This window comes from Thermolongibacillus altinsuensis, from assembly GCF_004341205.1.
Lineage (GTDB): Bacteria > Bacillota > Bacilli > Bacillales > Anoxybacillaceae > Thermolongibacillus > Thermolongibacillus altinsuensis.
The window spans coordinates 25,379-50,584 of the sequence record NZ_SLUL01000017.1; the positions used below are offsets into that span (position 1 = coordinate 25,379).

At 39.3% G+C, this 25,206-nt stretch carries 26 protein-coding genes, 2 tRNA genes and 1 rRNA gene; all 29 read left to right on the forward strand.

Features of this window, described 5'->3' with window-relative positions:
- The first annotated feature begins 156 nt into the window (after window positions 1-156).
- The gene (gene spoVT / locus EDD69_RS13190) at window positions 157-693 is read left to right on the forward strand and encodes a stage V sporulation protein T (RefSeq protein ID WP_132949392.1); all 537 of its coding nucleotides are present in this window, start codon (window positions 157-159) and stop codon (window positions 691-693) included.
- 106 nt (window positions 694-799) lie between these two features.
- A complete protein-coding gene (locus tag EDD69_RS13195; RefSeq protein ID WP_132949393.1) occupies window positions 800-2,407 on the forward strand; it encodes a putative polysaccharide biosynthesis protein in 1,608 nt (535 codons plus the stop codon).
- A complete protein-coding gene (gene yabN, locus EDD69_RS13200; protein WP_132949394.1) occupies window positions 2,404-3,867 on the forward strand; it encodes a bifunctional methyltransferase/pyrophosphohydrolase YabN in 1,464 nt (487 codons plus the stop codon). The genes EDD69_RS13195 and yabN overlap by 4 nt, the downstream gene beginning before the upstream one ends.
- A gap of 2 nt (window positions 3,868-3,869) precedes the next feature.
- A complete protein-coding gene (locus EDD69_RS13205; protein ID WP_132949395.1) occupies window positions 3,870-4,127 on the forward strand; it encodes an RNA-binding S4 domain-containing protein in 258 nt (85 codons plus the stop codon).
- A gap of 65 nt (window positions 4,128-4,192) precedes the next feature.
- Window positions 4,193-4,486 carry a sporulation protein YabP gene (yabP, locus tag EDD69_RS13210; RefSeq protein WP_132949396.1) on the forward strand — a complete coding sequence of 98 codons (294 nt, stop codon included), beginning with the start codon at window positions 4,193-4,195 and terminating at the stop codon, window positions 4,484-4,486.
- Window positions 4,483-5,091, forward strand: coding sequence for a spore cortex biosynthesis protein YabQ (yabQ, locus tag EDD69_RS13215; RefSeq protein WP_132949397.1), 609 nt, complete (start codon window positions 4,483-4,485; stop codon window positions 5,089-5,091). Before yabP ends, yabQ begins: the two co-directional genes overlap by 4 nt.
- 17 nt (window positions 5,092-5,108) lie before the next feature.
- Entirely contained in the window at window positions 5,109-5,480 is a 372-nt protein-coding gene (locus EDD69_RS13220; protein WP_132949398.1) for an FtsB family cell division protein, read from the forward strand.
- A gap of 99 nt (window positions 5,481-5,579) precedes the next feature.
- A complete protein-coding gene (locus EDD69_RS13225) occupies window positions 5,580-5,972 on the forward strand; it encodes a S1 domain-containing RNA-binding protein (RefSeq protein WP_132949399.1) in 393 nt (130 codons plus the stop codon).
- A 143-nt stretch (window positions 5,973-6,115) separates the two neighbouring features.
- Window positions 6,116-6,189, forward strand: a tRNA-Met gene (locus tag EDD69_RS13230).
- A gap of 9 nt (window positions 6,190-6,198) precedes the next feature.
- Window positions 6,199-6,270 (forward strand) — tRNA-Glu (locus tag EDD69_RS13235).
- A 185-nt stretch (window positions 6,271-6,455) separates the two neighbouring features.
- The gene (spoIIE, locus tag EDD69_RS13240; RefSeq protein ID WP_132949400.1) at window positions 6,456-8,930 is read left to right on the forward strand and encodes a stage II sporulation protein E; all 2,475 of its coding nucleotides are present in this window, start codon (window positions 6,456-6,458) and stop codon (window positions 8,928-8,930) included.
- Between the two features lie 67 nt (window positions 8,931-8,997).
- The gene (locus tag EDD69_RS13245) at window positions 8,998-9,732 is read left to right on the forward strand and encodes a vWA domain-containing protein (protein ID WP_132949401.1); all 735 of its coding nucleotides are present in this window, start codon (window positions 8,998-9,000) and stop codon (window positions 9,730-9,732) included.
- Window positions 9,701-10,645 carry a protein kinase domain-containing protein gene (locus EDD69_RS13250; protein WP_132949402.1) on the forward strand — a complete coding sequence of 315 codons (945 nt, stop codon included), beginning with the start codon at window positions 9,701-9,703 and terminating at the stop codon, window positions 10,643-10,645. Before EDD69_RS13245 ends, EDD69_RS13250 begins: the two co-directional genes overlap by 32 nt.
- A gap of 87 nt (window positions 10,646-10,732) precedes the next feature.
- Window positions 10,733-12,118 carry a tRNA lysidine(34) synthetase TilS gene (gene tilS, locus EDD69_RS13255; protein WP_132949403.1) on the forward strand — a complete coding sequence of 462 codons (1,386 nt, stop codon included), beginning with the start codon at window positions 10,733-10,735 and terminating at the stop codon, window positions 12,116-12,118.
- A gap of 21 nt (window positions 12,119-12,139) precedes the next feature.
- Window positions 12,140-12,685 (forward strand): hypoxanthine phosphoribosyltransferase, encoded by a 546-nt coding sequence (hpt, locus tag EDD69_RS13260; RefSeq protein WP_132949404.1) that lies wholly within the window; start codon window positions 12,140-12,142, stop codon window positions 12,683-12,685.
- Between the two features lie 84 nt (window positions 12,686-12,769).
- Window positions 12,770-14,662 carry an ATP-dependent zinc metalloprotease FtsH gene (ftsH, locus tag EDD69_RS13265; protein ID WP_132949405.1) on the forward strand — a complete coding sequence of 631 codons (1,893 nt, stop codon included), beginning with the start codon at window positions 12,770-12,772 and terminating at the stop codon, window positions 14,660-14,662.
- A 100-nt stretch (window positions 14,663-14,762) separates the two neighbouring features.
- A complete protein-coding gene (locus tag EDD69_RS13270) occupies window positions 14,763-15,536 on the forward strand; it encodes a type III pantothenate kinase (RefSeq protein WP_132949406.1) in 774 nt (257 codons plus the stop codon).
- 4 nt (window positions 15,537-15,540) lie between these two features.
- Window positions 15,541-16,428, forward strand: a complete 888-nt coding sequence (gene hslO, locus EDD69_RS13275) for an Hsp33 family molecular chaperone HslO (RefSeq protein WP_132949407.1) — start codon at window positions 15,541-15,543, stop codon at window positions 16,426-16,428.
- A 77-nt stretch (window positions 16,429-16,505) separates the two neighbouring features.
- Window positions 16,506-17,432, forward strand: coding sequence for a cysteine synthase A (cysK, locus tag EDD69_RS13280; RefSeq protein WP_132949408.1), 927 nt, complete (start codon window positions 16,506-16,508; stop codon window positions 17,430-17,432).
- A 128-nt stretch (window positions 17,433-17,560) separates the two neighbouring features.
- Entirely contained in the window at window positions 17,561-18,961 is a 1,401-nt protein-coding gene (trpE, locus tag EDD69_RS13285) for an anthranilate synthase component I (protein ID WP_279388154.1), read from the forward strand.
- A gap of 5 nt (window positions 18,962-18,966) precedes the next feature.
- Entirely contained in the window at window positions 18,967-19,545 is a 579-nt protein-coding gene (gene pabA, locus EDD69_RS13290; RefSeq protein ID WP_132949409.1) for an aminodeoxychorismate/anthranilate synthase component II, read from the forward strand.
- A gap of 3 nt (window positions 19,546-19,548) precedes the next feature.
- Window positions 19,549-20,418: an aminodeoxychorismate lyase gene (gene pabC / locus EDD69_RS13295; protein ID WP_132949410.1), complete on the forward strand. Its 870-nt coding sequence runs from the start codon at window positions 19,549-19,551 to the stop codon at window positions 20,416-20,418.
- Window positions 20,419-20,423: 5 nt separating this feature from the next.
- Window positions 20,424-21,260 carry a dihydropteroate synthase gene (folP, locus tag EDD69_RS13300; RefSeq protein ID WP_132949411.1) on the forward strand — a complete coding sequence of 279 codons (837 nt, stop codon included), beginning with the start codon at window positions 20,424-20,426 and terminating at the stop codon, window positions 21,258-21,260.
- Complete coding sequence (gene folB / locus EDD69_RS13305; RefSeq protein WP_132949412.1) at window positions 21,250-21,612, forward strand: dihydroneopterin aldolase; 363 nt, start codon at window positions 21,250-21,252, stop codon at window positions 21,610-21,612. The genes folP and folB overlap by 11 nt, the downstream gene beginning before the upstream one ends.
- Before the next feature lie 3 nt (window positions 21,613-21,615).
- Complete coding sequence (gene folK / locus EDD69_RS13310) at window positions 21,616-22,143, forward strand: 2-amino-4-hydroxy-6-hydroxymethyldihydropteridine diphosphokinase (RefSeq protein WP_132949413.1); 528 nt, start codon at window positions 21,616-21,618, stop codon at window positions 22,141-22,143.
- Entirely contained in the window at window positions 22,095-22,298 is a 204-nt protein-coding gene (locus EDD69_RS13315) for a helix-turn-helix domain-containing protein (RefSeq protein WP_132949414.1), read from the forward strand. The genes folK and EDD69_RS13315 overlap by 49 nt, the downstream gene beginning before the upstream one ends.
- 25 nt (window positions 22,299-22,323) lie before the next feature.
- Window positions 22,324-23,331: a tRNA dihydrouridine synthase DusB gene (dusB, locus tag EDD69_RS13320; RefSeq protein WP_132949415.1), complete on the forward strand. Its 1,008-nt coding sequence runs from the start codon at window positions 22,324-22,326 to the stop codon at window positions 23,329-23,331.
- A gap of 65 nt (window positions 23,332-23,396) precedes the next feature.
- Entirely contained in the window at window positions 23,397-24,881 is a 1,485-nt protein-coding gene (gene lysS / locus EDD69_RS13325) for a lysine--tRNA ligase (protein ID WP_132949416.1), read from the forward strand.
- 257 nt (window positions 24,882-25,138) lie between these two features.
- Window positions 25,139-25,206: ribosomal RNA gene (locus EDD69_RS13330) — 16S ribosomal RNA — on the forward strand; the annotation flags it as partial.

The window sequence follows — 25,206 nt, forward strand, 5'->3', positions numbered from 1 at the left end:
GATGATGATGGGGGATTTTCACTTCAATTGAAAAAATCGCTTTCATCGTGTATAGAAGTTTTGTTGTGAAGGATACTAATCACAACAATGGTGGATTCTTCAACAATGAATTCACCAGTGCATTTTCAATATGAGATGAAAGTGAGGCGTCGATAGATGAAAGCAACTGGTATTGTTCGACGAATCGATGATTTAGGAAGAGTGGTCATTCCGAAAGAAATTCGAAGAACATTGCGAATTCGTGAAGGGGATCCTCTGGAAATATTTGTTGATCGGGATGGAGAAGTTATTTTGAAAAAATATTCACCGATTAGCGAGTTAGGGGATTTTGCAAAAGAATATGCGGAGGCGCTATTCGATAGCTTAGGACAACCTGTCTTGATTTGTGATCGAGATGTATTTATTGCTTTGGCTGGAATTTCGAAAAAAGAATATTTAAACAAAAAAATTAGTGAACTTGTCGAAAAGGTGATGGAAGAGCGTCAATCTGTTTTACATGTTGAAGAAAGTGAATTAGAATTTGCTGAAGGGCACAAAGAGGATGTAAAGTCGTATACGATTGCTCCCGTTATTGCAAACGGGGATCCCATTGGTGCTGTCGTCATTTTTTCGAAAGAAAAAACGATCGGAGAAGTGGAACATAAAGCGGCTGAAACAGCAGCAGGATTTCTCGCTCGACAAATGGAACAGTGAAAAAGACAGGAAAGGTAGCATAAGCGCTACCTTTTTTCTTTTGTGCTCACAAGGACGAAAAAGTGCTATAATTATCGACGTTAGTTTGTTGGGAAGGGGAAACACAATGTCTTTTCAAGCTCAAGAACAACAAAAAACAGCTTTGAAGGGAGCATTTGTCTTAACAGTTGCTGCCCTGATTACAAAAGTGTTGAGCGCTTTTTATCGAATCCCTTATCAAAATATTTCTGGGGACATCGGTTTTTATATTTACCAACAAGTATATCCTCTTTATGGCATTGTTCTGGCGTTATCGACATATGGGTATCCAGTTGCCATTTCAAAGTTGATTGCGGAAAATAAACAAAAACAATTTGAAATGCATATTGTTCGCCTTTCTTTTTATTTTTTAACATTTGTTGGTTTTATAAGTTTTTGTTTCCTTTATTTTGGAGCATCTTTTTTAGCAACGATGATGGGCGATCACCAACTCACGTTGCTTATTCGCACCGTTTCTTTTTCTTTTTTACTTCTTCCGTTTACATCAACGCTTCGCGGTTACTTTCAAGGAAAAAACAATATGTTGCCTACGGCTGTTTCCCAAGTTGCCGAGCAAACTGTCAGAGTTGCAGCGATTTTAACATTTTCTTATGTTTTATTGATGAGCGGATCGACTGTTTATGAAGCAGGAGCAGGTGCCATGTTCGGTTCTTTATTAGGTGGTTTTGCGGCTCTTTTCGTCCTGATTGCTTATTGGCTTCGACAAAAACATGTTTCCATTCGAACGAACATTTCCTTTTCTAGCAAGGAAACAAAGCGAGTGCTTTTCTTTTTAGCGATACAAGGCATGACGATTTGCTTGGCAAATATGGTATTGATTTTTATTCAATTTGTGGATTCTTTATCGTTGCTTTCACTTTTGCAAGCAGAAGGACTAGGAAATGAAGCGAAAATGTTGAAAGGGATTTATGATCGCGGGCAGCCCTTAATTCAACTTGGAACAGTGGTCGCCACTTCTTTTTCTCTTGCTCTTGTCCCGGCTTTGTCGAGTGATCAAATAAGAAGCAATGAATTACTCATTCGTGAAAAAATTCATTTAACATTGCGGATTGCCTTTGTTGTTGGGCTTGGAGCATCGGTTGGATTAGTTTGTTTAATAAAACCGACAAATATTATGCTTTTTAAAGATGCGTCAGGGATGGTTGAGTTAACGATTTTATCTTGCTCTATTCTTTTCACGTCGTTGACGTTAACATTGATTGCGATTTTACAAGGGCTCGGATATGTTCTATTTCCGGTTTTGGCCGTTTTTGTAGGAATTGTGATGAAATGGATGCTGAATATGTGGCTTGTTCCGCATTGGCAAACGGTTGGAGCGGCTTTTGCTACGTTATTGACTTATGTTGGTATGACTTTGTTGCAATATGCGTTTTTGTATAGAAAAATGAAGAATCCGTTTATATCTAAATCCATCATCGTTCATACGGTTTTTTCAGCTTTCATGATGGCTGTTTTTTTAATCGGTTATTTATGGATAACCAATCAGCTATTTTCTTTTTGGCAACATGAGCGTTTATTTTCTGCTGTCCAAGCGGTGTTAGGTGTTTTCTTGGGCGGAATTGTTTATATTATAATCATCATGAAGAAAGGAATCTTTTTGGAAAATGAGTTAACGGTTATTCCTTTTGGGTATTATTTCAAAAAATATATTGTAAGAAAGGCGGATACCAAATGAATACGATTTTTGTCGTCGGCCTTGGAGCAGGAGATCTCGAACAGTTACCGTTAGGGGTTTATCGTAGATTGAAAGAGGCTGGACGTTTGTTTCTACGGACAAAAGACCATCCTGTCGTACAGTCATTGCAATCAGAAGGTGTTGAATTTCGCTCGTTTGACGATGTCTATGAAAAACATAATCGTTTTGAAGATGTGTATGCTGAGATTGTTTCTATTTTATTACAAGAAGCGCAAAAGGGTGATATTGTCTACGCTGTACCTGGTCATCCGCTCGTCGCTGAGCGAACGGTACAATTGTTGTTCGACTATGAACAGCAACGTCAATGTCGAATTGTCGTCGAAGGCGGGCAAAGTTTTTTAGACGCGTTGTTTACCGCATTAAAAATAGATCCAATCGAAGGGTTTCAGTTGCTTGATGCGACATCATTTCAGGCCGATGAGATTCAGTTAAGACATCATGTGATTTTTTGCCAAGTATATGATGCGTTTGTTGCCTCTGAAGTAAAGCTCGCTTTGTTAGAGAAATTGCCGCATGATTACGAAGTGTACATTGTAACAGCAGCAGGAAGCAAAGACGAAAAAATCGAAAAGGTGCCACTTTATGAATTAGATCGTGTTGCTACGCTCAATAATTTAACAAGTGTTTATGTTCCGAAAGTGGAGAAGGAAGAATGGCTGTATCATGATTTTACAACGCTGCGCCGCGTCATTGCGACATTGAGAGGACCTAACGGCTGCCCATGGGACCGAAAACAAACGCATGAATCGTTGAAAAAATATTTGCTTGAAGAGGCATATGAATTGTTAGATGCCATCGATCGTCAAGATGATGAAAATATGATTGAAGAATTAGGAGATGTGCTTCTTCAAGTTATGCTTCATGCGCAAATTGGCGAAGATGAAGGAATGTTTTCGATTGATGATGTCATTCGCAGCATTACAGAAAAAATGATTCGTCGCCATCCGCACGTGTTCGGCGATGTAACGGTCCATGATGCCGAGGAAGTTGTGCGCAATTGGCAAGAGATTAAAGCAGAAGAAAAGAAAGAAAAGGCGATGTCATTGCTAGATGATGTAGCGAAAGGGCTGCCAGGAACATTAAGAGCATATAAGTATCAACAAAAAGCAGCGGAAGTAGGATTTGATTGGGATGAAGTAGAGCCGATTTGGGCAAAAGTGCAAGAGGAAATCAAAGAGTTCCAACAAGAAGCCAATAAAGAGAACATCGAAGAAACAAAGCTAAAAGCTGAATTTGGTGATCTTTTATTTGCGATCATTAATGTATGCCGATATTACAAAATTAATCCGGAAGAAGCATTAGCGATGGCCAATGAAAAATTTTACCGTCGTTTTGTATATATAGAACAAGAGGTCAAGAAAAGAGGGCAATCGTTGCAACAATTGTCGTTAGAACAGTTGGATGAAATATGGGAAGAAGCAAAAAAGAGGGGGATGTAGTGATGCGCTTAGATAAATTTTTAAAAGTTTCGCGCTTAATTAAACGAAGAACGTTAGCAAAAGAAGTGGCTGATCAGGGGCGAGTCATGATCAATGGCCAAACAGCAAAAGCAAGTTCAACCGTAAAGATCGGCGATGAAATTACGATTCAATTCGGGCAAAAGTACGTGACCGTAAGAGTAAATAGCTTACAAGAAAATGTGAAAAAAGAAGATGCAAATACTTTGTATGAAATTGTGAAAGAAGAGAGAATCGAGTAGCTTGTTCTAAAAAAACCCCCGCATTCATACATTATGTACAAACGAATTTTGCGGGGGGATGACAGATGTCGCAAAGCTTAACGAATAAAGGAACGGTGCAAGAACATGATCTCATTATGCGCGGTCGACGTCTTTTAGATATTACAGGTGTTAAACAAGTTGAAAGTTTCGATAATGAAGAATTTTTGTTGGAAACGGTGATGGGTTTTTTATCGATTAAAGGTCAAAATTTACAGATGAAAAACTTAGATGTTGATAAAGGGATCGTTTCCATTAAAGGGAAAATTTTTGAGATCATTTATTTAGATGAGCAGCACTCGGAGAAAGCTAAAGGGTTCTTTAGCAAGTTGTTTAAATGAGCTTGACCACTCAGTTTTTTACCATGCTTTCAATGATTGGGATAGGAAGTTGGCTTGGAGCTACGTTTGATACGTATGCCCGCTTATGGAACCGTTCAAAAAAGGCACGTTGGATCGTTTTTATCAGCGATGTTCTCTTTTGGATCGTCCAAGCTTTGTTAACTTTTTATGTTTTGCTTTTAGTTAATAATGGAGAGATTCGTTTTTATATATTTTTAGCCCTTTTGTGTGGGTATGCAGCTTATCAAAGTTTGTTTAAAACGACCTACTTAAAAATTTTAGAGTTTTTTATTCGCATCGTTGTTTCGATTTATCGTTTGATCATTAGACTATTTCATTATTTCGTCATATTGCCACTCCGACTTATTTACCGTTTTATTGTCATTCTTTTGTTTGGTACTTGCCACATTCTTTTATACGTTGGTAAAATTTTATACAAGATTGTCCGTTTTTTAGTCAAATTGCTACTAAAACCTTTTCATTCTATATTTATCTTCTTTTGGACAAAGATCCCTATTCGTTTGAGAACAAAGGTGATCGTTTTGTTAAAAAAGGGAAAAGGGTTTTGGCAAAAAATAGCGAATTTATTTCGTAAGAAGCGGTGAAGCAGGAGGAGTTGGAGATGAGCGTATTGCATAAAAACAAAGTGACGAAAATTCAATCTTCTTATGCCTTTGAACACGAAAAACGTGAAAAGAAGGCGTCAAAACGTCGGAAAGTAGTGCTTCTGCGTTTCAGTTTATTCGCTGTTATGCTGATGGCTTTATCTTCTGTCTTTCTGTATGCGCTCATTTCCCAATCTTCTGCAATCGATGCAAAATTGAAAGCAAAAGAACGGCTAGAAGTAAAGCTGCAGATGCTTAAAAAAGAAGAAGAGAAGCTCAATGATGAAATTAAAAAGTTGAATGATGATGAATATATTGCTGAGCTTGCTCGCAAAGAGTATTTCTTCTCTAAAGAGGGAGAGATCATCTTTACTACACCTGAAGATTGATGTTTGATGATTGGGCTCTTGCCTTATTGACACTTGTTTTTTACATTATGTATAATGAAGAAAATGATTTTTTAGATTTTAAGGAGGAGCACTTTTTTTATGTCAATTGAAGTAGGCAGCAAGTTACAGGGAAAAGTAACGGGCATTACTAAATTTGGAGCATTTGTGGAGCTACCGGAAGGCTCAACCGGATTAGTTCACATTAGCGAAGTGGCAGATAACTATGTAAAAGACATTAACGATCATCTCAAAGTCGGTGATGTCGTCGAAGTAAGAGTGATCAATGTTGAGAGAGATGGAAAAATTGGTTTATCCATTAAGAAAGCGAAAGAACAATCGCCACGCTCGCGCAATAAAGCAAACGATCGTTCTTCGAAAGAAAGCTTTGAACAAAAAATTAGTCGCTTTTTAAAAGAAAGCGAAGATCGTTTGGCATCCCTTAGACGTCATACCGAGTCAAAGCGAGGAGGTCGTGGCGCTAGACGCGGTTAACTTGCTGCCGAAATATGAAGGGCAGTCATCATAGCATCCATCTAGTGATGGGTGCTTTTTCGTTGATAGCCTCACGTATAATTTTTAAAAAAATATATTGACTTTCATTTATTATAATAGTATTATACTAATTGTCGTTACGTGGCGGCGTAGCTCAGCTGGCTAGAGCGTACGGTTCATACCCGTAAGGTCGGGGGTTCGATTCCCTCCGCCGCTATTGAATAACGGCCCGTTGGTCAAGTGGTTAAGACACCGCCCTTTCACGGCGGTAACACGGGTTCGAATCCCGTACGGGTCACTCGCTCATAAAAACCACCGATTTTCATAAGAAAATCGGTGGTTTTTTGTATATATAGCGCTTTTTTTGAAAGAATACGTCGAACGATTTATCCATATCGCCTCCCTTTTTTGACAAATTTTTGATAATTCAGTCTATATAATAAACAAAACATCATAAAATGAAGGGGAAGGGAGACGATTGGAATGGAAAGAGTAGAACGAAAGGTAGTGAATCAAATATCTGAGGTGCCATTGGGGGACACGAAAGCGACATTTTCTCAATGGTTTCGGCGTTTAAACGTACGGCTTGGTCATTTGTTTGTGCACCAAGGATTTATGTTTCTTTTAATCGGTTTTCTTTTAGGACGAGCTCTAATTTTAACGAAAATGACTCCGTTTGCTTTGCCGTTTTTTGCTGCTATTTACACGATGCGACGCGAAAAATCAGGGCTGGTGTTTGTTGCTTTGCTTGCTGGTGCTTTGACGTTATCGCTTTATACAACACTTTTTATTGTTGCTGGAATCATCACATTTTTGCTTTTTCATCGTTTTATTGAGCGATGGATTGACACTCCTGCCAGGCGATTGCCTATTGTTGTCTTTTTAACCTCGTTAGGTGTCAAATTAGCCATGGCATATATATGGAAAAAGGAATGGACGTTATATGAAGGAATGACAACACTTGTAGAAGCAGGCTTGGCATTCATTTTAACTCTGATCTTTTTGCAAAGTATGCCTTTATTTGACAATCGTAAACATAAACAATCATTAAAGCCTGAAGAGATTATTTCATTTGTCATTCTCATATCTTCCATGTTGACCGGAATGATTGGGTGGTCTTTCTATCAATTATCATTGGAACATATTATGGCTCGCTATTTATTGCTATTGTTTGCGTTTGTTGCTGGTGCAACGATCGGCTCTACTGTCGGTGTTGTTACAGGACTTATTTTGAGTTTGGCAAATGTGTCGAACTTGTATCAAATGAGTTTGCTAGCGTTTGCTGGGTTGCTTGGGGGATTATTAAAAGATGGTCGGAAATTAGGAGTATCTTTTGGATTGATTGTCGCAACATTATTAATCGGATTGTATAGCGAAGGAACTGCGCAATTACTTCCTAATGTCATTGAATCGCTATTGGCTGTTTTTTTGTTTTTATGCACCTCCTCATCCTTTACGAGTAAGATGGCGAAATACATTCCTGGGACGGTTGAGCATGCAAATGAACAGCAACAATATGTACGGAACATTCGAGATGTTACTGCACATCGTGTCGAACAATTCTCAAATGTATTTCAAGCCTTGGCAAAAAGTTTTTCAACTTATGGTTTGAAGTCAAAGGAGGAGGAAGCGGAAAGGGAGATCGATTATTTCTTAAGCGATGTTACTGAGAAAACTTGCCAAACATGCTTTAAAAAAGATCAATGCTGGTCTTTACACTTTGATAAAACATATGATTATATGAAGCAAATTATGCTAGAAGCGGAGGAAAATAAACTTTCTTTTAATCATAAATTGCTTCGGGAATGGAATAAGCATTGTGTGAAAGCTAGTAAAGTGGTTCATTTAATTGAAAAAAATTTGTCTTTCTATCAAGCAAATAAAAAGTTAAAGCAGCAAGTAAAAGAAAGTAGAAAATTAGTGGCTGAACAATTATTTGGCGTATCTCAAGTTATGGAGGATTTTGCAAAAGAAATTCAAAAAGAGAGGGAAAATCATTATTTACAAGAGGAACAAATTTTAAATGCTTTGCAACAATTTGGGATTGATGTCAGTTATGTTGATATTTATAGCCTTGAAAAAGGAAATGTTGATATCGAAATGGTCATTCCTTACTGCGATGGACGAGGGGAATGTGAAAAATTAATTGCCCCAATGCTATCTGATATTTTAGGGGAAACGATTGTCGTTAAGAGAGAAGCATGTTCAGTTTATCCAAATGGGGATTGTCAGGTTACGTTTAGCTCCTCTAAGGCGTTTGTGATTGAAACAGGAGTTGCTTATGCAGCTAAAGATGGAGGGTTCATTTCTGGAGACAGCTATGCAACGATGGAAGTTGGAGCTGGTAAATACGCAATAGCGGTTAGCGATGGAATGGGAAATGGAGAGAGGGCGCATTACGAAAGCAAAGAAACGCTGAAGCTGTTACAAAAAATTTTACAATCAGGAATTGAAGAACAAATTGCCATTAAGTCGATCAACTCTATTTTATCTTTGAGAACGACGGAAGATATTTTTTCGACATTAGATTTAGCGATTGTCGATTTACAAGATGCAACGACAAAATTTTTGAAAATCGGTTCTGCTCCTAGTTTTATTAAGAGAGGGAACCAAGTGATTAAAATTGAAGCAAGCAACTTACCAATCGGCATTATTAAGGAAGTGGAGTTTGATATTGTTCAAGAACAGTTAAAAGCGGGTGACTTACTTATTATGATGAGCGATGGGGTGTTTGAAGGAGCTGCTCATGTTGAGAATCACGATGTGTGGATGAAGAGAAAAATAAAAGAATTAAAAACGAATGATCCGCAAGCAGTAGCCGATTTGATTATGGAGGAAGTGATTCGAATAAATGGCGGATATATCGAAGATGACATGACTGTTGTCGTGGCGCAAATTAAGCATAATACGCCAAAATGGGCCGTCATCCCAGCTTATCAATATATGAAAAGTGTGTGATGAGCGTATAAAATCCCCTCTTCTCGGCGATGATGGGAATACATCATTTTTTCGGAGGGGATGAAAAATGCGGAAAGGAACATTGCGACAAATTTTATTAATTACGGATGGATGTTCGAATCATGGTGAAGATCCGATTGCCATGGCAGCATTAGCGAAAGAGCAAGGAATTACCATCAATGTCATTGGCGTTCTTGATCAAGATATCATTGACGAAAATGGATTGCGTGAAATTGAAGGAATCGCTTTATCGGGTGGAGGGGTAAGCCAAGTTGTTTATGCGAAACAATTATCCCAAACCGTGCAAATGGTGACGCGGAAAGCGATGACACAAACGTTGCAAGGAGTAGTGAATCAAGAGTTAAAACAAATTTTAGGATCGCATGCTTCATTTGAAGATTTGCCGCCGGAAAAGCGCAGTGAAGTTATGGAAGTTGTTGAAGAGTTAGGGGAAACCGTGAATTTGGAAGTTTTAATATTAGTAGATACGAGTGGAAGCATGAAAACGAAGCTTCCTACAGTGAAGGAAGCTTTGTTTGATTTATCGCTTAGTTTAAATGCTCGTTTGGGAAATAATCGTTTTTCTATTTTTGTATTTCCCGGGAAACGAGGCGATGCGGATAAAGTGCTTGATTGGACACCGAAATTAGAAGCGATTTCAACGGTCTTCCCTAAGTTGACATCTGGCGGAATTACACCGACAGGCCCTGCCATTCGCGAAGCTCTTCATCATTTTAATAAAAAACGTTCATTAAGGAGCTTGCTGTCCGATGATGATCCATACATCGAAGAATCTATGTAAATTGCCAGCTGGAACAGTCGTTAAAGGAAAATGGCATCGTCATTCTTATAAAATTGTTAAGTCGCTAGGACAAGGAGCGAATGGAGTTGTCTATTTAGCGCAAGGAGGTACGGGGCTTGTTGCTTTGAAGATAAGCGATAATAGCAGTGCAATCATTTCGGAGGTCAATGTATTAAGACGTTTTTCAGAGGTCCAGGGAGTTGCCCTCGGACCTTGTTTGTTGGATGTAGATGATTGGTTCCATCCATACATCAATCGAACCGTTTCGTTTTATGTCATGGAATATATAAAAGGTGAAGATTTTTTAAGCTTTATTCATAAAAAAGGGAAAGAGTGGATTGCTATTCTCATGTTGCAGTTATTAGGGGATTTGGAAAAATTACATGCAGCAGGATGGGTGTTCGGTGATTTGAAACCAGAAAATTTAATTGTTTCAGGATCTGTGCCGAGAGTTCGTCTAGTAGATGTAGGAGGAACCACGTTGCGTGGAAGAGCGATTAAAGAATTTACAGAGTTTTTTGATCGAGGTTATTGGGGAATGGGATCGCGAAAGGCGGAACCTTCGTATGATTTATTTGCCGTTGCGATGATTATGATCAATGCATGCTATCCAAATCGATTTGAAAAAAAAGGAAATGAAAAAGAACAATTACGAGCAGCGATCTTATCAAATAGCTATTTAAAAAAATACGAAAAAGTTCTTTTGCGTGCGATTGAAGGACAATATGATGCAGCGGACGAGATGAAGAAAGATTTGATTCAGCTGATTCATCAATCTTCCTCACGACAGGGAAAAAGAGTAGAAAATAAACAAAAACATTCTCGAAAGAAAAAACGATTATTAGAAACGGCTTTTCTTGTTATTTTTGTTTTGTTTGCGTATATATTGTATTTATATGCTCAAATCCTTTAATTTCCAAGAACAAGGTTTTTGAGAAGTAAGTGCTCGATATGGTACGATTATGAAAAAACAAACTATTTTTTAAAAGAGGGCGATAGGTTGGAAAAAGTACGAGCATTTATTGAGAAACATCAACTTCTTGAAAAACGGTCAACGGTTGTTGTCGGAGTTTCAGGTGGTCCTGATTCGCTCGCTTTGCTCCATTTTTTCTGGACAATGAAGGAACAATTGGATTTAACGATTATTGCGGCGCATGTCGATCATATGTTTCGTGGAAAACAATCCGAAGAAGATATGCATTTTGTGAAACATTTTTGTGAGAAATTCGGTATTATATGTGAGGCTATTCAAGTGAATGTGCAAGAACATATGAATCGTTTTCAACTAGGAGCTCAAGAGGCTGCCAGAGAATGTCGATATCGTTTTTTTGATCAGGTGATGCGGAAATATAATGCTCATTATTTAGCATTGGCGCATCATGGAGATGATCAAATTGAGACGATTTTGATGCGGTTAGTAAGGGGGAGTTTACCAAGAGGATATGCAGGTATTCCAATAAAAAGACCTTTCAGTACAGGATACATTATTCGTCCTTTCTTATGTATTGATCGAGAGGAAATTGAACGTTATTGTCGAATTTATCAGCTTGAGCCACGTCGCGATCCAAGCAATGACAAAGATGATTACACAAGAAATCGATTCCGTCATCATGTTCTTCCTTTTTTGAAAAAAGAAAATATACATGTTCATGAACATTTTCAGCGATTTAGTGAAATGATGAGCGAGGATGAAGCGTTTTTAGAGGAATTAACGATACAAGCGATGAATAATGTAATAAAAAAACAGCAAGATTGCGTGGAAATCGAGATTCCACCATTTCTTGCGATGCCGAAACCTTTACAAAGAAGAGGGATTCAACTAATATTAAACTATCTTTATCGGAATATTCCTTCATCGTTATCCTCAGTACATATAAATAATGCGTTATTTTTTTTAAATAGACAGCACCCTTCAGGTGTACTACATTTTCCAAATGGATTAAAATTAATTCGTAAGTATCATATTGGTTTATTTACATTTGATTCTAATGAAAAAGAGGTGGATGCATATAATTTTGAAATGAATATTCCTGGAACCTTGCATCTTCCAAATGGATTTGTAATGATTAGCGAATTTTGGGGACAATATCCTAAAGAGCGTCATCATCATTTATTTATTGTTGATCCTGATCTCATTTCATTGCCATTGCGTGTTCGAACAAGAAAAGCAGGCGACCGGATGGAAATGAAAGGGATGAGAGGAACAAAAAAAATTTCTCGCATCTTTATTGACGAAAAGGTTCCTTTAAACGAACGAAACTTATGGCCAATTGTTGAGGATGCGCAAGGAAGGATCATTTGGCTTCCCGGATTAAAAAAATCCGTTTATGAAGCAACTGATGTTACAAAAAATCGTTATATTGTATTACACTATAAAAAGCAATGATCATCTAGGAGGAAAGAGGATATGGGCATGCATCAAGATATGGAAAAAATATTAATTACTGAAGAACAAATTCAAGCAAAGGTAAAAGAACTTGGACAAATATTAACAAAGGAGTACGAGGGACGTTTTCCGCTTGCGGTTGGCGTTTTAAAAGGAGCCATGCCGTTTATGGCTGATTTATTAAAACATATTGATACATATTTAGAAATGGATTTTATGGACGTATCTAGCTACGGAAATGCGACGGTTTCATCTGGAGAGGTGAAAATTTTAAAGGATTTAAATACGTCTGTAGAAGGCCGTGATATTTTAATCATTGAAGACATTATTGATAGCGGCTTGACGTTAAGTTATTTAGTGGAGTTATTCCGATACCGTAAAGCCAAATCGATTAAAATCGTCACGCTTCTTGACAAACCTTCTGGAAGAAAAACGAACATTGAAGCAGATTACGTAGGATTTATCGTTCCGGATGAATTTGTCGTTGGGTACGGTTTAGATTATTGCGAGAAGTATCGAAATCTTCCATATATCGGGGTGTTGAAACCGGAAGTATACAGCAAATAACTTTTTCATGCAGATCGTTTGTTTTGGAACGTTTTTCTATGATACTATTGAGTATAGTGTGCTTTATGTGGGAGGAGGTAGGAAATGAACCGCATTTTTCGTAATACAATATTTTATTTGCTCATTTTTCTCGTTGTCATCGGCGTTGTCAGTTTTTTTAATGGAAATAATCAGCGAACTGAGCGGATGACATATGATGCATTTATGACCCATTTAGAAAACGGAGATGTAAAATCGTTTTCAATGAAGCCTGAACGAGGCGTGTACGAAGTAAAGGGACAACTAAAAACATACGAGGAAGGACAGTTCTTCACTACGTATGTGGTCAATAGCAATAAAGTGCTTGAGCGCATCGATGAGGCTGCGAAACAAACAAGAGTAGAAGTGTTGCCTGCCGAAGAAACGAGCGGTTGGGTTACGTTTTTTACATCGATTATTCCGTTTGTCATTATTTTTATTTTGTTCTTCTTCTTACTGAATCAAGCGCAAGGTGGCGGAAGCCGCGTTATGAATTTCGGTAAGAGTAGAGCAAAGTTATACAATGAAGATAAAAAACGAGTTCGTTTTAAAGATGTTGCTGGCGCGGACGAAGAAAAGCAAGAATTGGTGGAGATTGTCGAGTTTTTAAAAGATCCGCGAAAATTTGTGGAACTTGGTGCTCGCATTCCGAAAGGTGTCTTGCTTGTCGGACCTCCTGGTACAGGTAAAACGTTATTAGCAAGAGCGGTGGCAGGAGAAGCGGGTGTTCCGTTTTTCTCCATTAGCGGTTCGGATTTCGTTGAGATGTTTGTTGGTGTCGGTGCTTCTCGCGTTCGCGATTTATTTGAAACAGCGAAGAAAAACGCGCCTTGTATTATCTTTATCGACGAAATTGATGCCGTAGGACGTCAGCGTGGTGCAGGTTTAGGCGGCGGTCATGATGAACGTGAACAAACATTAAACCAATTGCTCGTTGAAATGGATGGATTCAACGGAAATGAAGGAATTATTATCATCGCTGCTACAAACCGTCCAGATATTCTAGACCCAGCATTGCTGCGCCCGGGACGTTTTGATCGCCAGATTACGGTTGATCGTCCAGATGTGAAAGGCCGTGAAGCGGTGCTTAGAGTTCACGCGCGAAACAAACCGCTTGATGAATCCGTGGATTTGAAAGCTATTGCAATGAGAACACCTGGTTTTTCCGGTGCTGATTTAGAAAACTTGTTAAACGAAGCCGCTCTTGTGGCAGCGCGTCAAAATAAAAAGAAGATCGATATGAGCGATATTGATGAAGCGACTGATCGCGTCATTGCCGGACCTGCGAAAAAGAGTCGTGTCATTTCCGAAAAGGAACGAAAAATTGTTGCGTATCATGAGGCAGGCCATACAGTAATTGGCATGGTATTAGATGAGGCAGATATGGTTCATAAAGTAACGATTGTGCCGCGCGGGCAAGCGGGCGGTTACGCGGTTATGTTACCAAAAGAAGACCGTTATTTTATGACCAAATCGGAGCTTTTAGATAAAATTACTGGTTTATTAGGTGGACGAGTTGCAGAAGAAATTGTTTTTGGAGAAGTAAGTACAGGTGCTCATAACGATTTTCAACGTGCAACAAATATTGCACGTCGAATGGTTACAGAATTTGGGATGAGCGAAAAGCTTGGTCCGATGCAGTTTGGTCAATCAAGCGGTCAAGTCTTTTTAGGACGCGACTTGCATAATGAACAAAACTATAGCGATCAAATCGCTTATGAGATTGACCTTGAAATGCAACGAATTATTAAAGAATGTTATGAGAGAGCGAAGAAAATTTTAACCGAATATCGCGACAAGTTAGAACTAATTGCTAAAACGCTATTAGAAGTAGAAACATTAGATGCTCGACAAATTAAACATTTATTTGAGCATGGAACGTTGCCAGAATCAAAAGATAACGACTCTGCTCGTTCAGATGAAGTAAAAGTCAATATCCATACAAAAAAAGAAGAATAAGGTGCCTCTTTGTTGAGGCATCTTTTCTTATTATTTTAACGCTTTGTTTGTATATGGTATCATGAAAAAAGCAAAAAATGTGGGAAGTGGGGATGAAGCGATGATTTTTGTATTAGATGTTGGAAATACAAATACAGTTTTAGGGGTGTATGATGGGGATGAATTAAAGCACCACTGGCGAATTGAAACCAGTCGAAGCAAAACAGAAGATGAATACGGAATGATGATCAAATTGTTGCTGAATCACGTAGGACTCGATTTTTCCGATATTGACGGCATTATTATTTCGTCAGTCGTACCACCAATCATGTTCGCGCTCGAGCGAATGTGCTTAAAGTACTTCCATATAAAACCACTTGTTGTTGGGCCAGGAATTAAAACAGGCCTTAATATTAAATATGATAATCCAAAAGAAGTAGGGGCCGACCGAATTGTCAATGCGGTTGCAGGAATTCATTTATACGGTAGCCCGCTGATTATTGTTGACTTCGGTACAGCAACGACTTACTGCTACATTAATGAACATAAGCAGTACATGGGAGGAGCGATTGCTCCGGGGATTACAATTTCTACGGAAGCGCTTTATTCGCGCGCCGCTAAATTGCCTCGTATTGAAATTGCTCGACCGGATGACATTATTGGTAAAAATACAGTCAGTGCGATGCAAGCGGGAATTTTGTACGGATATGTTGGACAAGTAGAAGGAATTGTATCAAGAATGAAAGCAAAAAGCCCGATTCCGCCAAAAGTCATCGCAACCGGTGGATTGGCTTCCCTCATCGCTCATGAATCAAACGTTATTGATATTGTTGATCCGTTTTTAACATTAAAAGGATTGAAGATTTTATACGAAAAAAATAAGAAAGGTGAGTGAAAGCATGTCAGATTATTTAGTGAAAGCGTTGGCATATAATGGTCAGGTGCGAGCATATGCGGTTCGCACAACAGAAACAGTGAGAGAGGCGCAGCGTCGCCATCAAACGTGGCCGACAGCTTCAGCGGCACTTGGGCGAGCGATGACGGCCGGAGTGATGATGGGAGCAATGTTAAAAGGGGATAGTCAACTAACCATTAAAATTGAAGGAGGAGGACCGATTGGTCACATTCTCGTGGACAGTGATGCAAAAGGGAATGTGCGCGGATATGTATCAAACCCTCACGTTCATTTTGAATTAAACGCTCATGGGAAGCTTGATGTCGCACGAGCAGTTGGCACAAACGGAACGTTGACGGTTGTTAAAGATTTAGGTTTGCGCGATTATTTTACCGGTCAAGTACCGCTTGTATCGGGGGAACTTGGTGAAGACTTTACGTATTATTTTGCATCATCTGAACAAACTCCATCTTCTGTTGGAGTGGGGGTATTAGTCAATCCAGATCACTCCATTTTAGCGGCTGGTGGTTTTATTCTTCAATTGATGCCAGATACCGAGGAAAAAACGATTGACGAAATTGAACAACGACTCAAATCCATTCCGCCTGTTTCAAAGATGATTGAAAAAGGATCAAGTCCTGAAGAAATTTTATATGAGCTACTTGGCGGGCAAGACAATGTCAAAATTCTTGAAACGCTCCCTGTCTCATTCGTATGCCGCTGTTCGCGCGAACGAATTGCGGATGCCATCATTAGCTTAGGTGCGGAAGAAATTCAAAAAATAATTGATGAAGAAGGAAAAGCAGAAGCTTCTTGCCACTTCTGTAATGAAACGTATGAATTTTCTAAAGAAGAGTTAGAGCAATTAAAAAAATTTGCGGAAAGAGAATAAATAATTGACAATTTAGAAAATAACTGATAAATTTGATACAAATTCTATAAAAATACTCGGGATTAGGGGTGTGGGCGATGGCACGTGTAGCCAATTCTATTACTGAATTAATTGGTCAAACGCCAGTAGTAAAATTAAATCGAATTGTAGATGAAGATAGTGCAGATGTGTATTTGAAGTTAGAGTTTATGAATCCGGGAAGCAGCGTTAAAGACCGAATTGCGTTAGCGATGATTGAAGCGGCTGAAAAAGAAGGAAAGATTAAACCGGGTGATACGATTATTGAACCAACGAGCGGAAACACTGGAATTGGCTTAGCAATGGTTGCTGCTGCGAAAGGATATAAGGCGATTTTTGTCATGCCTGATACGATGAGCTTGGAGCGTCGTAATTTATTAAGAGCATATGGAGCAGAGCTTGTGTTAACTCCAGGAAGCGAGGGAATGCGCGGAGCAATTCAAAAGGCGGAAGAGTTAGCGAAAGAGCATGGTTATTTCATGCCGCAACAATTCAAAAATGAAGCAAATCCAGAAATTCATCGTTTGACAACAGGAAGAGAAATTGTTGAACAAATGGGCGATCAACTCGATGCATTTGTTGCGGGTATTGGTACAGGCGGAACGATTACGGGAGCAGGAGAAGTACTAAGAGAGAAATATCCAAATATTAAAATTTATGCAGTAGAGCCAGCTGATTCTCCGGTGCTTTCAGGTGGAAAGCCAGGGCCGCACAAAATTCAAGGCATTGGAGCAGGTTTCGTGCCAGAGATTTTAAATACAAACATTTATGATGAAGTGGTTACAGTTAAGACAGAAGAAGCGTTTGCGGCTGCGCGTCTTGCTGCACGCAAAGAAGGGATTTTAGGGGGTATTTCATCTGGCGCAGCGATCCACGTCGCATTGAAAGTAGCCAAACAGCTTGGAAAAGGGAAAAAAGTGTTGGCGATTATTCCAAGTAATGGCGAACGTTATTTAAGCACAGCATTATATCAATTTGAAGACTAATGGATCTCGGCAGGGAAACGCCCTGCCGAATTTTTTTGGATGATTGTTTCTCCTCGTTCATTGTAAAATAAGCTTATGGACTCGATGAGAGGAGAGTGGCATCTTTGATAAGGCAAAAACGATTTATGATGTTTAAGAAAATAGACGGTTATGACCGAGACTGGTTTGCTCAGTATAAGGCGTTATCCCATAACGAGCGGTATCATGTGTTGTTGGAAAGTGGACGGGATGGACGTTATAGCATCATTGGATTGCGGCCATTTGCAGTGCTGATCGGAAAAAATCATCAGCTAACCATTTGGCAAAAAGAAAAAACAGAAACTGTTATTGGAAATCCTTTGCAACTGATGAAACAGTGGTTTCAACAATGGGAGACGGAAAAGGTTTCGGATGCACCTGATTTTCAAGGCGGAGCGATCGGTTATGTAAGCTATGATTGCGCACGGTATATTGAAAAGCTTCCGGTGCTTGCTGAAGATGATTTACAAATGCCAGATCTATATTTTTTAGTATTTGACGATGTTTTTGTTTACGATCATGTGGCTAAAGCGCTTTATATCATAACGCACTACTTAGCTGGAGAGGAAAGCGAAGCGCAACGGCGCCTTGCACATTATGAACAAATGTGGACGGAAGATGTGTCGGATGTAACGCTGTCTTTCTCTCCTCGTTACGACGGGGAAGAGGCGGTTTCGATGAGCGAAAGCCAATTTATTGATGTGGTTGAGAAAGTACGGCAATACATTGCGCAAGGCGATGTATTTCAAGTGAATTTATCTGTGCGGCAATCAAAGCGTTTGTTAACTCATCCGCTAGCCATTTACGAAAAGTTACGTCTATTGAATCCATCTCCGTATATGGCTTATATGCAATTTCCGGAATTCCAAATTGTTAGCGGGTCACCCGAGTTGCTCGTAAAGAAAAAAGGAAAGTATGTAAGCACTCGGCCGATTGCTGGAACGCGATCACGCGGAAAGACAACAAAGGAAGATGAAGAAATTGCGAAATCATTAATGGAAAATGAAAAAGAAAGAGCAGAACATTTAATGTTGGTCGATTTAGAGCGAAACGATCTCGGCCGGGTGTGCAAGTATGGAACGGTTAAAGTCGATGAGTTTATAACCATCGAAAAATATTCCCATGTGATGCATCTTGTTTCTCATGTATCTGGAGAGCTAGCGGAAGGAAAGGATGCGTTTGATGTTATTTCGGCCGTATTTCCAGGTGGAACGATTACGGGAGCACCAAAAGTAAGAACGATGGAAATTATTGAAGAATTAGAGCCTGTTCGCCGCGGAATTTACACGGGATCGATCGGTTGGGTTGGCTTCAATGGAGATATGGAGCTAAACATTGTCATTCGAACGATGATTGCGAAAGACGGATTTGCTCATGTGCAGGCAGGAGCTGGAATTGTCATCGATTCTCATCCGAAATATGAGTATAAAGAGTGTTTGAAAAAAGCGTTAGCTCTTTGGAAAGCGAAAGAGTTGAGCGAAGCGGAGTTAGAACATATAAGCATGAGGTGAGCAAAATGATTTTAATGATTGATAATTATGATTCATTCACATATAACTTGGTTCAATATTTAGGACAGCTAGGGGAAGAGCTTGTTGTCAAGCGAAACGATGAAATAACAATTGCTGAAATCGAGCAATTACAACCAGATTTTTTAATGATTTCTCCGGGGCCTTGCAGCCCGAATGAAGCAGGAATCAGCATGGAAGCCATTCAGTACTTTGCGGGCAAAATTCCGATTTTTGGTGTATGCCTTGGGCATCAATCCATCGCGCAAGTGTTTGGCGGAGAAGTGGTACGAGCAGAACGACTCATGCACGGAAAAACATCGACGATTTTTCATGACGGCAAAACCATTTTCAAAGGAATTCAAAATCCTTTTGTTGCGACGCGCTATCATTCGCTTATTGTTAAAAAGGAAACATTGCCGGATTGTTTTGAAATTTCGGCTTGGACGGAGGAAGATGAAATTATGGCCATTCGCCATAAACATTTTCCAATTGAAGGGGTTCAATTTCACCCTGAATCCATTATGACGCAATATGGGTTGGATATGCTGAAAAATTTTATTGAGCAATATAAAAAGGGAAGATAATTCATGTTTGTTTATGTAAATGGAAAAATCGTCAAAAAAGAAGAAGCTCGTATTTCGCCGTTTGATCACGGCTTTATGTATGGACTTGGGTTATTTGAAACGTTTCGCGTATATGATGGTCATCCTTTTTTATTAGATGACCATTTGGAACGTTTAAATGAAGGGGTAAGGATGTTAAACATTCATCTTACTCTAACTCGAGAACAAGTTGTTAACATCATTCATGAATTATTAAAGGCCAATCAATTGCGAAACGCTTATGTTCGTTTCAATGTTTCCGCGGGATTGGGTGATGTCGGCTTACAAACGGATGCATATACAAATCCAACGATTATTGTTTATATGAAAGATCTCCCTCGTAGCGCATCGTTAGAGAAAGCATGTAAAATTTTAAATACGAGAAGAAATAGTCCAGAGGGAGAAATACGATTAAAATCCCATCATTATTTAAACAATATTTTAGGTAAGCGAGAAATTGGACAAGATCCGCAAGTAGAAGGAATTTTTCTTACTCGTGATGGATTTGTGGCAGAAGGAATTGTTTCGAATGTTTTTTGGGTAAAACAAAACACGGTTTACACGCCTTCAATCGAAACAGGGATTTTAAATGGAATTACACGACAATTTGTTCTTAAAATGCTATCTTCGCTTGGGATTCCTTACAAAGAAGGGTTTTACTCATTGGAAGATTTACAAACAGCTGCTGAAATATTTTTAACAAACTCTATTCAAGAAATTGTACCTGTTCGTCAGCTCGAGGAACGGATGTATCCGGGAGTAGAAGGAGCTTTGACGAGCCTCTTAAAAGAAAAATATGAGCAATTTACGCATGTATTGTGGACAAGGTATGAACTAGAAGAAAGGGTCGGTTAGGCGATATGGTACGTGTGATTCGTTGTGGTAAACATGAATTGAATTTACAAAAAAAGACATTCATTATGGGGATTTTAAATGTGACTCCTGACTCTTTTTCTGATGGCGGAAAATTTAATGAGGTGGATCGAGCGGTAGAGCATGCCAAACGACTAGTGGCAGAAGGAGCAGATATTATTGATATTGGCGGAGAGTCGACAAGACCTGGTGCGGAAAAAGTGCCTTTAGAAGAAGAGTTGCGTCGCGTCATCCCTGTCGTTCGTGCCGTTTCCAAAGCGGTTGATGTTCCAATTTCGATTGACACATATAAAGCAGAAGTCGCAAAGCAAGCGATCGAAGCGGGAGCGCACATCATTAACGACGTTTGGGGAGCAAAAGCGGATCCGAAGATGGCAGAGGTTGCTGCTTTTTATGATGTGCCGATCATTCTGATGCACAATCGACACGATCGTCATTATCAAGATTTAATTGCTGATATGATATCCGATTTATCCGAAAGCATTTCGATCGTTAAAAAAGCAGGTGTTAAAGACGAAAATATTATTTTAGATCCAGGAATTGGATTTGCTAAAACATTTGAGCATAACTTACAAGTGATGCGCCATTTAGAACGATTTACGCAACTTGGATATCCTGTATTGTTAGGCACATCACGAAAATCGTTTATTGGCCACGTGTTAAATTTACCGACAAATGAACGAGTGGAAGGAACAGGAGCTACCGTTTGTCTTGGAATTGCCAAAGGCGTTCACATCGTTCGTGTGCACGATGTGTTACCAATTGCAAGAATGGTTAAAATGATGGATGCCATGCTTGGAAAAGGGGAAGAAGATGAGCGATAAAATTTATCTTCAACAGATGGAGTTTTATGGATACCATGGTGTTTTTCCTGAGGAAAATAAACTAGGACAAAAATTTCTTGTCGATTTGATCATCGAAACAGATTTAAAAAAAGCAGGGCAAACCGATGATTTGAATGAAACGATTAACTATGCTCACCTTTATCAAATTTGTGAGGAAGTTGTTGAGGGGAAGCCGTTTAAATTAATTGAAGCAGTCGCCGAACAAATTGCGGAGCGAATTTTAACGACGTTTCCGACCGTTCTTTCGTGCACGGTAAAAGTCACGAAACCAAATCCACCCATTAAAGGGCATTATCAATCTGTTGCAGTAGAAATAGTGAGGAGCCGTTAAATAATGGAGAATGTTGCTTATATTGCTTTAGGTTCTAACCTCGGTGATCGCTTAAACTATTTACGTAGTGCAATCATTGCGTTGCACGAGCATAAAGAGATTTCGGTTATTGACGCATCTTCTATTTATGAAACAGAACCCGTCGGCTACACCGATCAAGATTGTTTTTTAAACATGGTCATTAAAATAAAAACTGCACTGTCGCCATTTGCATTATTACAAACAACAAGAAAGATTGAAGAACAGTTTGGGCGAAAGAGAGACATTCGATGGGGGCCGCGGACGTTAGACCTTGACATTTTATTGTATAATCACGAAAATATTGAAACAGAACAACTCACTATTCCTCATCCGCGAATGATGGAAAGGGCATTTGTGTTAATCCCTTTATTTGAAATAGATGCAGCCATTCAAATTCCAAATGCAGGCCAACCCTTGCCTTTGATTATAGATCAATTGTCGGATAAAGAAGGAGTACGCGTATGGAAGCCGAGAGATGGGGGAAACGTATTCGCGCTTTTCGAAAATTAAAAGGTTACACACAAGAAAGTTTTGCGAAGCATTTAGGTATTTCGGTTTCGATTTTAGGTGAAATCGAACGAGGGAACCGCCTCCCTACAGACCAACTTTTGCAAACGATTGCTGAGCGGTTAAATGTGAGCATCGATGAGTTGACGCCGAAGTAATGGAGAAAGGAAAGGAGGGAACTTTATGTTCAAAATTGGAGATGTACAAATCAATAACCCCGTTGTTTTAGCTCCGATGGCGGGTGTGTGTAACTCAGCTTTTCGATTAACGGTAAAAGAATTTGGGGCTGGACTTGTATGCGCCGAGATGGTAAGCGATAAAGGCATTGTGTTTAACAATCCAAAAACGATGGGGATGCTCTATATTGACGAACGCGAGAAGCCGATTAGTTTGCAAATTTTTGGCGGGGAAAAAGAATCGCTTGTCGAAGCGGCGAAGTATGTCGATAAAAACACAAATGCAGATATTATCGATATCAATATGGGGTGCCCTGTTCCTAAAATTACAAAGTGTGATGCAGGAGCTAAGTGGTTGTTAGATCCGAATAAAATCTATGATGTAGTTGCGGCTGTCGTCGATGCAGTTGAAAAACCTGTCACTGTCAAAATGCGTATTGGCTGGGATGAAAATCATATTTATGCCGTCGAGAATGCACAAGCGGTTGAGCGAGCGGGCGGAAAAGCTGTAGCGGTTCACGGTCGTACAAGAGTACAAATGTATGAAGGAAAAGCCGACTGGAACATCATTAAGCAAGTGAAAGAAGCTGTCAATATTCCTGTTATCGGAAATGGGGATGTGCAAACTCCGCAAGATGCGAAAAGAATGTTAGATGAAATAGGAGTAGATGGCGTGATGATCGGGCGTGCAGCCCTTGGAAACCCATGGATGATTTATCGTACTGTACGCTATTTAGAAACAGGGGAGTTAATTCCAGAGCCATCTGTAAGGGAAAAGGTAGAAGTGTGCATCTTGCACTTAGATCGCCTTATTGCGTTAAAAGGTGAACATATTGCTGTTAAGGAAATGAGAAAACATGCGGCTTGGTATTTAAAAGGTATTCGTGGTAATGCAAAAGTTCGCAATGCGATCAGCGAATGCAATACTCGCGATGAGCTTGTGACTTTATTAATGAACTTTGTTGAGGAAGTAGAAGAAAAACAACAAAGTCAGTTGGCAACTGTGCAAATTTGATGCTTACTGCCAGCCTTCGCTGGCAGTTTTTCTCCCAAAAAATAAAATGTTTGGAGTGAATAGACATGTCACATGAAGAATTAAATGATCAGCTTTTAGTGCGTCGAGAAAAATTACATAAATTAAGAGAAAAAGGGATCGATCCGTTTGGAAAACGTTTTGAGCGCACTCATAAAGCACAAGAGCTATTTGATTTATATGGCCAATTCTCTAAAGAAGAATTAGAGGAAAAACAAATTCCTGTAGCGATCGCTGGAAGAATTATGACGAAGCGCGGCAAAGGAAAAGCTGGCTTTGCTCATATTCAAGATGTGACAGGGCAAATTCAAATTTATGTTCGTAAAGATGATGTTGGAGAAGAACAATACGAGCTTTTTGATACATCAGATTTAGGCGATATTGTAGGTGTTCGCGGTACCGTTTTTAAAACAAAAGTGGGAGAATTGTCAGTTAAAGTTTCTTCTTATGAGCTTTTAACAAAATCTTTGCGCCCGTTACCGGAAAAATATCACGGGCTTAAAGACATTGAACAACGATATCGCCAGCGTTATCTCGATTTAATTATGAATCCAGAAAGTAAAAAGACATTTATTACTCGCAGTTTAATCATTCAATCCATGCGACGCTATTTAGACAGTCGAGGATATTTAGAAGTGGAAACGCCAATGATGCATTCCATTGCTGGGGGAGCGGCTGCCCGTCCATTTATTACGCACCACAATGCACTTGATATGACCCTTTATATGCGGATTGCCATTGAGCTTCATTTAAAACGATTGATTGTTGGTGGATTAGAAAAGGTATATGAAATTGGTCGGGTATTCCGCAATGAAGGAATCTCTACTCGTCATAATCCGGAGTTTACAATGCTTGAACTGTACGAAGCATATGCGGATTATAAAGATATTATGAAATTAACTGAAGAAATGATTTCCCACATCGCTCAAGAAGTATTAGGAACAACAAAAATCCAATATGGTGAGCATGAGGTCGATTTAACTCCGCCATGGAAGCGACTCCACATGGTTGATGCGATTAAAGAGTATGTCGGTGTTGACTTTTGGAAGCAAATGAGCGATGAGGAAGCGCGGGAGTTAGCGAAAGAGCATGGTGTTGAAATCGCTCCGCACATGACATTTGGACATATCGTCAATGAATTTTTCGAACAAAAAGTTGAGGATAAGTTAATTCAACCGACATTTATTTATGGACATCCGGTGGAAATTTCACCTTTAGCAAAGAAAAATCCAGACGATCCTCGTTTTACAGATCGTTTCGAGTTATTTATTGTCGGTCGTGAACATGCGAATGCCTTTACAGAATTGAATGACCCAATTGATCAGCGCGAACGATTTGAAGCTCAATTGAAAGAAAGAGAGCAAGGAAACGATGAAGCGCATGAAATGGATGAAGATTTCATCGAAGCTTTAGAGTATGGAATGCCGCCGACTGGAGGTTTAGGCATTGGTATCGACCGCTTAGTTATGTTGCTTACGAACTCTCCTTCGATCCGAGATGTCTTGTTGTTCCCGCAAATGCGTCATAAATAAGCTTTTCGATCCTTTATGTAGATGGCCTGATCTACATAAAGGATTTTTTTCTAAAAAAATTTCAAAAAAGGTATTGATGAAGATTCGTTATGTATGGTATATTACTAAACGTCTTCACTGAACGAAATAAATAAAATAAAAAAAGTGTTGACGAATAGGATGAAAAATGATATATTGAAAAAGTCGCTTCAAAAAGCGATGAAAATGTTCCTTGAAAACTGAACGAAACAGAAGCGTGAAAGCTAGTGAGAAAACTTTCTATGGAGAGTTTGATCCTGGCTCAGGACGAACGCTGGCGGCGTGCCTAATACATGCAAGTCGAGCG

What these genes read in the sequence shown, in the direction of transcription:
- spoVT (WP_132949392.1), top strand. Translation starts at nt 157, where the DNA reads ATGAAAGCAACTGGTATTGTTCGACGAATCGATGATTTAGGAAGAGTG.
- EDD69_RS13195 (WP_132949393.1), top strand. Translation starts at nt 800, where the DNA reads ATGTCTTTTCAAGCTCAAGAACAACAAAAAACAGCTTTGAAGGGAGCA.
- yabN (WP_132949394.1), top strand. Translation starts at nt 2,404, where the DNA reads ATGAATACGATTTTTGTCGTCGGCCTTGGAGCAGGAGATCTCGAACAG.
- EDD69_RS13205 (WP_132949395.1), top strand. Translation starts at nt 3,870, where the DNA reads ATGCGCTTAGATAAATTTTTAAAAGTTTCGCGCTTAATTAAACGAAGA.
- yabP (WP_132949396.1), top strand. Translation starts at nt 4,193, where the DNA reads ATGTCGCAAAGCTTAACGAATAAAGGAACGGTGCAAGAACATGATCTC.
- yabQ (WP_132949397.1), top strand. Translation starts at nt 4,483, where the DNA reads ATGAGCTTGACCACTCAGTTTTTTACCATGCTTTCAATGATTGGGATA.
- EDD69_RS13220 (WP_132949398.1), top strand. Translation starts at nt 5,109, where the DNA reads ATGAGCGTATTGCATAAAAACAAAGTGACGAAAATTCAATCTTCTTAT.
- EDD69_RS13225 (WP_132949399.1), top strand. Translation starts at nt 5,580, where the DNA reads ATGTCAATTGAAGTAGGCAGCAAGTTACAGGGAAAAGTAACGGGCATT.
- spoIIE (WP_132949400.1), top strand. Translation starts at nt 6,456, where the DNA reads ATGGAAAGAGTAGAACGAAAGGTAGTGAATCAAATATCTGAGGTGCCA.
- EDD69_RS13245 (WP_132949401.1), top strand. Translation starts at nt 8,998, where the DNA reads ATGCGGAAAGGAACATTGCGACAAATTTTATTAATTACGGATGGATGT.
- EDD69_RS13250 (WP_132949402.1), top strand. Translation starts at nt 9,701, where the DNA reads ATGATGATCCATACATCGAAGAATCTATGTAAATTGCCAGCTGGAACA.
- hpt (WP_132949404.1), top strand. Translation starts at nt 12,140, where the DNA reads ATGGGCATGCATCAAGATATGGAAAAAATATTAATTACTGAAGAACAA.
- ftsH (WP_132949405.1), top strand. Translation starts at nt 12,770, where the DNA reads ATGAACCGCATTTTTCGTAATACAATATTTTATTTGCTCATTTTTCTC.
- EDD69_RS13270 (WP_132949406.1), top strand. Translation starts at nt 14,763, where the DNA reads ATGATTTTTGTATTAGATGTTGGAAATACAAATACAGTTTTAGGGGTG.
- hslO (WP_132949407.1), top strand. Translation starts at nt 15,541, where the DNA reads ATGTCAGATTATTTAGTGAAAGCGTTGGCATATAATGGTCAGGTGCGA.
- cysK (WP_132949408.1), top strand. Translation starts at nt 16,506, where the DNA reads ATGGCACGTGTAGCCAATTCTATTACTGAATTAATTGGTCAAACGCCA.
- trpE (WP_279388154.1), top strand. Translation starts at nt 17,561, where the DNA reads ATGTTTAAGAAAATAGACGGTTATGACCGAGACTGGTTTGCTCAGTAT.
- pabA (WP_132949409.1), top strand. Translation starts at nt 18,967, where the DNA reads ATGATTTTAATGATTGATAATTATGATTCATTCACATATAACTTGGTT.
- pabC (WP_132949410.1), top strand. Translation starts at nt 19,549, where the DNA reads ATGTTTGTTTATGTAAATGGAAAAATCGTCAAAAAAGAAGAAGCTCGT.
- folP (WP_132949411.1), top strand. Translation starts at nt 20,424, where the DNA reads ATGGTACGTGTGATTCGTTGTGGTAAACATGAATTGAATTTACAAAAA.
- folB (WP_132949412.1), top strand. Translation starts at nt 21,250, where the DNA reads ATGAGCGATAAAATTTATCTTCAACAGATGGAGTTTTATGGATACCAT.
- folK (WP_132949413.1), top strand. Translation starts at nt 21,616, where the DNA reads ATGGAGAATGTTGCTTATATTGCTTTAGGTTCTAACCTCGGTGATCGC.
- EDD69_RS13315 (WP_132949414.1), top strand. Translation starts at nt 22,095, where the DNA reads ATGGAAGCCGAGAGATGGGGGAAACGTATTCGCGCTTTTCGAAAATTA.
- dusB (WP_132949415.1), top strand. Translation starts at nt 22,324, where the DNA reads ATGTTCAAAATTGGAGATGTACAAATCAATAACCCCGTTGTTTTAGCT.
- lysS (WP_132949416.1), top strand. Translation starts at nt 23,397, where the DNA reads ATGTCACATGAAGAATTAAATGATCAGCTTTTAGTGCGTCGAGAAAAA.